Annotated in this window: 3 protein-coding genes; 1 reads left to right on the top strand and 2 read right to left on the bottom strand. The window is 44.5% G+C overall.

Going from position 1 to position 6,234, the window contains the following annotated elements; genetic code table 11:
- Positions 1 to 50 precede the first annotated feature (50 nt).
- On the bottom strand, positions 51 to 332 hold the full coding sequence (locus tag PUQ00_RS31890; protein WP_300423934.1) for a hypothetical protein: 282 nt from the start codon (positions 330 to 332) through the stop codon (positions 51 to 53).
- A 641-nt stretch (positions 333 to 973) separates the two neighbouring features.
- On the opposite strand from PUQ00_RS31890, the gene PUQ00_RS31895 reads away from it, so the two are divergent.
- A complete protein-coding gene (locus PUQ00_RS31895) occupies positions 974 to 2,299 on the top strand; it encodes a DUF58 domain-containing protein (RefSeq protein ID WP_300423935.1) in 1,326 nt (441 codons plus the stop codon).
- Between the two features lie 812 nt (positions 2,300 to 3,111).
- Here the strand turns inward: PUQ00_RS31895 and PUQ00_RS31900 are convergent.
- Positions 3,112 to 6,234: calcium-binding protein (locus PUQ00_RS31900; RefSeq protein ID WP_300423936.1), on the bottom strand; the 3,123-nt coding region annotated here is incomplete at its 5' end.

The raw sequence follows: 6,234 nt of genomic DNA on the forward strand, positions 1-6,234 counted from the left end.
AAACCTCTCCGTATTCTCTCTTAGTCTTGTTCAGAAATCAAATAGGAGTCCTATAGTATTGGTTGTTTAGCGGCTGCTGCTGAGAGTTGCATCATCTGCCAAGCTTCAGTGCCTTTAGCAGCATAATACATTCTGTCTCTTAGCTGCGATACACCTTCAATCAGTGAAAAATTATTACCACTAGTATGCTCTATCTGGAGTACCTTATGCAGATATAGGTAGCCCCTGCCTAGTCTTTGGAAAAACTTCCATGCTTGGGCGCTAAACAAGATTTCACCCAATGAAACGAGATTTTCGGCAATTTGCTGCTGAATTTGCTTTTCAGGTGTCATAATAGTTCCTAATTCGTAATTCTTTATTCGTAATTAAGACAGACTTGAAAAATGCTTAAAACAGGCGGTTTTCAAGACTTGATCCTGGTTTCAAAAAAGATATCAAATCCCAATTTGGTATAGGTGGGATATTTTTTCTTACTTTTAAGTTAACAAAATTTAATTGGATTGCACTTTCAGGTTGATCTAAAAGCTGAAAATGCCAAGTGCTCCCGCTCGAAGACCGCTATTGATAGAGCATCGCAACTCAGAATAAATGTTTATATTTACCCAATTTGTTTTGGCATCGCTAGTTGAAAATAACTAAAACGAACTGAGTATTGCCAATGTCTGAAAAATGGGGATAGTCAGTAGTTGGGTAGTGTATTTTGATGAAACCCCTTTAAAACCTCGTTTCCAGCCCAGAGACTGGAAATGCTCTTCAATTGCGGCTCTGCCGCAAGTCTTGAGGCGTCTCATTAGGCATTAAGAGTCTCTGACTCTTAACGAAATAACCTCTCAAAGCTGCTTCTAAACTGGGTTTCACGTTAAGTTGACACCAATGAGCTTTTTGTGTGCCCCTACGAGAAATCTATGTTTGTATGAAATGGTATGACGTAAGTTAAGCTAATCGTCATTCTCCTAACTTCTGACTCTAAAAAATGGTTGCTTCCAGACGAGTTTATTTATTGTTGGTTTTGGGTATAGCGATCGCCCTGATCCTATGCCTTTTTCTCAACATTAAAGCAGCGATCACCATCACTTTGCTATTTGATGCGATCATTCTCGGATTGATGGTTATAGATGGTTTGCAGGTGCGGCGTTCTCGCGTGCAAATTAGCCGCGAATTACCGTTACGATTATCCATTGGGCGGGATAATCCAGTGGTGCTAAAAGTCACATCGCCAAATGCCAACGCCCTAATTGAAATCTGCGATTACTACCCAACAGGGTTTGGCGTATCTGCACCCGTACTCCGTGCTACTGTTAAGAGCAACAGCACTCAGGAATTAACGTATACCGTCAACCCAAGACAGCGCGGTGAGTTCCCTTGGGGAAATATTCAAGTCCGACAGTTGGGACTTTGGGGATTAGCTTGGGATGATTGGCAAATTCCCCAAAGTCTGCCAGTGAAAGTTTATCCTGATTTAGTGGGATTGCGATCGCTCACAATTCGTCTGACACTGCAATCATCAGGATCAATGCGTCAATCTCGCCAAACTGGTATTGGTACAGAGTTTGCCGAACTGCGGAACTATCGCACTGGTGACGATTTGCGATTTATTGATTGGAAAGCTACCGCCCGTCGGGTTGGGGCCTATGGTAATGCAATGCCACTAGTAAGGGTTCTGGAACCAGAACAGGAACAAACATTACTTATCTTGCTTGATCGGGGACGGTTGATGACGGCAAAAGTGCAGAGTTTGCAGAGGTTTGACTGGGGTTTGAATGCAACTTTATCCTTAGCTTTAGCGGGATTACATCGAGGCGATCGCGTCGGTGTTGGTGTATTTGACCGCCAGATGCATACGTGGATTCCCCCAGAACGCGGTCAACATCATTTGAATCAGCTAATTGATCGCCTGACTCCAATTCAACCAGTGTTATTTGAATCTGATTATTTGGGGGCAGTGACAAATGTTTTGCAGCGACAAACTCGCAGGGCGCTTGTAGTCGTGATTACCGACTTAGTTGATGTCACCGCTTCTACAGAACTCCTCGCCGCACTCTCCAAGCTAGCACCCCGCTATCTCCCGTTTTGCGTGACTCTGCGAGATCCGCAAGTAGATCGTTTGGCACATACCTTCACAGATAATGTTACAGATGCTTATGCCCGTGCAGTGGCACTAGATTTATTAATGCAACGACAAGTAGCATTTGCCCAACTGAAACAAAAAGGTGTATTGGTATTAGATGCACCAGCAAACCAAATTGCCGATCAGTTAGTTAAGCGATATCTGCAACTCAAAGCGCGAAATCAGCTTTAGCTAAATAGACATCTCCGAAAAAGAATGTAGAGACGCGAAATTTCGCCTCTCTACAAGGGTTTTAGATAACGCATATTTAATTTCTGGAGATGTCTATTGCATTCATGAATCGAATGGGAGGTGCTAAAAATAGTACCTTCGATTCCGTACTTAGAGTCATAAAACAGTGCTAATTGTAAAGCGATACAGTTCAGTTAAGGATTTCTTCCTTCTCTTTCTTCTCTTCGAGAGGCTCCGCCAACGCGAACGCGTCCTTCTCTGCGAGACGCTGCGCGAACGCGGTTCGTTAAAAATTGACTTTGACAAAGAGTTAAGCCTTAACCCAAGCGTATTGAATTATAAAGCAACTACAAAATTGTTTTCGGTTAGTGACAATCCAGCAGATAATTGTGCAAATTTTACCTGAGTAGATGCCCCACTGCCATCTTGGTCAAAGTACAATGCACCTGTAATATTGTTATAGATAAATCGTTGATCGCCTGTCGTTGCAGATGCTCCGATGGTAAACTGACTAGCTGAGAGTGAACCTGTTGATAAAGGGACATAAAAATAATTCGGTATCTGAATAAGTTCATTAGTCGCGTTGAAGTCATTAATACGATCAACCTTTTGCTCGTAAACATTAATTCCGACTGGGAATGCCCCTCATTGAGGCTCCGCCTCAAGACTTGCGGCAGAGCCATTAGGAGCTGCATTTCCAGCCAGAGGCTGGAAACGAGATTTTAAAAGAGTTTTGGCTTAAGTTGACACGCATGAGCATTGCTGTGCCCCGACAATATCTGTGGTTCAATTAAATGAAAACTGTCGTAAGATTAAACAACCACAAAATTGTTTTTGGTTAGTGACAATCCAGGAGATAATTGTGCAAATTTTACCTGAGTAAACCCAGACGCACTGCCATCTTGGTCAAAATACAGTCCACCGATGATATTGTCATAGATAAATCGTTGATTGCTTGTCGTTGCAGAAGTTCCGAGGCTAAACTCAGTAGCTGAGAGTGAACCGATTGATAGCCCACCACCAAAACCAGCAGCCGAGACCTGAATCAATTCATTAGTTGCATTGAAATCATAAATAGTTTCAATGCCTTCCTTGTAACTATTGAAACCAAAGGTATCAGTACCAGATCCTCCATAGAGGCTATCATTACCGTTGCCACCTGTGAGGTAGTCATTGCCATTACCACCATAAAGGGTATTATTACCAGTGGCACTAGAGGCGGAGATATAATCATTACCATCACCCCCAGAGAGTAGGTTATCGCCTGTTGAACCGCTAGCATTCAAGCTATCATTACCTTCACCTCCTTGTAGGGTGTTATTGCCTAAAGAGCGGTAGTCGAAGCCGCTGTAGTAGCCAGAGATGTCAAGAGAATCATTGCCATCGCCCCCAGAGAGTAGGTTATCGCCTTTTGAACCGCCAGCACTCAAGCTATCGTTACCTGCACCTCCGTTGAGGGTGTTATTGCCATATGAGCGAGAGTCGGAGGCGGAGAAATAGGAGTTCTTGTAGTAGCCGCCAGAAAGGTCAAGAGAATCATTACCATCCCCCCCAGACAGCAGGTTATTGCCTATTGAACTGCTAGCACTTAAGTTATCGTCACCTGCACCTCCGTTAAGGGTGTTATTGCCTAAAGAGCGAGAGTCCTGGCGGGGGGAGTTGGAGAAGTAGTGGACGGGTCCAGAGGCAGAGAGAGAATCATTGCCATCCCCCCCAGAGAGCAGATTATCGCCTGTTGAACCGCTAGTATTTAAGGTATCGTCACCAGTACCACCAACGAGGGTGTTATCGCCTGTTGAACCACTAGTATTTAAGGTATCGTCACCAGTACCACCAACGAGGGAGTTATTGCCCGCACCACCTTCAAGGGTGTCATTTCCCGCACCGCCAATGAGAGTATCATTCCCCGCACCACCTCTCAAAAGGTCATTACCACTCAAGCCGTCGATAATGTCGTCACCCCCCTGACCATTGATAACATCATTGGAGTTGTCAAAACCCGTAATGTTGTTGTCTAGGTCATTGAGGAAGGTAACAGTGTTCCTATTGAACAGGCTAGTTTGAGTAGAATTAGCATCAAAGACATCAAAACTGTCGGCGATGCTGGTTTGTCCATCAAACAGGATATTGCCAATAGCTGGTCGTGAAGAAGTTGCTGGCAGATTATCCAGGTTTTCTAATTTGAAGTTTTGCAGGGTGACTTTGGTATTAACGACATCTTCAAAGGTGATTTCTAAGTTGTTACCATTTTGAGTTAATTGCAGATTTTGAGCAGTGAAGCCACTACCTGTAAATTGCAAGGTGTCAGTTGAGGCAATCACGGTTGCTGAGGGATTTGAGCCTTTACCAATGCCACCAAAATCGGTGATTATATTAGTGCCGTTGCCCAAGTTGCTGTCTAAAAAGTTGTAAACAAATTTATCATTGCCGGCACCACCAGTTAGGATGTCGTTACCATTCCCACCTGTCAGGATATCATTACCTACACCGCCAATAATCGTATCATTGCCACCGTAGCCCCCAGAGAGCGTATCGTTTTCACTGTTCCCTACAATGTTGTCATTGTAATATGTACCTGAGATATTTAATCGTTCGATATTCTGGTAGCTAACCCGATTCGTGCCCGCAGTAATTGCTCCAATGTTACTAGTGGCATTGAATGTAGTTGTAATCCCCCCTGTACCGGGATATCCGTAGCTGTAATCAACGGACAACACATCGTCACCCTTACCACCATCTATCGTATCTTTGCCACCATAGCCCCCAGAGAGCGTATCGTTACCACTGTTCCCCACAATGTTGTCATCGTAGACTGTACCTAAGATATTTAATCCTTCGATATTCTTGTAACTAACCCGATTCGTGCCCGCCGTAATTTCTCCAATGTTAGTAGTATCATTGAATGTCGTTGTAATCCCCCCAGCAGCATTGCTGTAATCAACGGACAATACATCGTCACCCTTACCCCCATCTATGGTATCTTTGCCACCGCGCACGGAGAGCGTATCATTGCCATTGCTCCCCACAATATTGTCATCGTAGGCTGTACCTGAGATATTTAATCCTTCGATATTCTTGTAGCTAACCCGATACGTGCCCGCCGTAATTTCTCCAATGTTAGTAGTAGGATTGAAAGTTGAAGTGATCCCCCCTGTAGCTAAGGTGTAATCGACGGACAATAAATCATCACCCTTACCCCCATCTACCGTTTGAGTCACTAAATAAGAGGGGGCGCTATCTAACGTGGGGCTTAGATAGAAGGAATCATTGCCATCGCCCCCAGAGAGTAAGTTATTGCCTGATGAAATAGTAGCAACCAAATAATCGTCACCAGCGCCACCGTTGAGGGTGTTATTGCCTGAAGAGGGTATATAAGTATCGTAGCTGCCGACAATGCCAGAGGCGGAGAGAGTATCATTGCCATCGCCACCAGAGAGTAAGTTATTGCCTGTTGAAATGTTAGCATTCAAGGTATCGTCACCAGCGCCACCGTTAAGGGTGTTATTGCCTGACGAGGAGTAACTAAGAGCGGTGTGGTTCTCTGAATAGCCAGAGGCGGAGAGAAAATCATTGCCATCGCCCCCAGAGAGTAAGTTATTGCCTTCTGGAGACCCAGCATTCAAGGTATCGTCACCAGCGCCACCGTTGAGGGTGTTATTGCCTGAAGAGGGAAAACCGTTCAGTCCTACGTAATCAGTCAAGTAAGAGGCGTAAAGATAATCATTGCCATCGCCCCCAGAGAGTAAGTTATTGCCTTTTGAAGCCCCAGCATTCAAGGTATCGTCACCAGCGCCACCGTTGAGGGTGTTATTGCCTGAGGAGAAAACAAAGCTGTCGCTGGTATAATTACCAGAGGTATAATTACCAGAGGCGGAGAGAAAATCATTGCCATCATCCCCAGAGAGTAAGTTATTGCCTGTTGAAGACTCAGCATT

The sequence above is a fragment of the Nostoc sp. S13 genome (genome assembly GCF_029379315.1).
In the GTDB taxonomy this organism is placed as follows: domain Bacteria; phylum Cyanobacteriota; class Cyanobacteriia; order Cyanobacteriales; family Nostocaceae; genus Nostoc.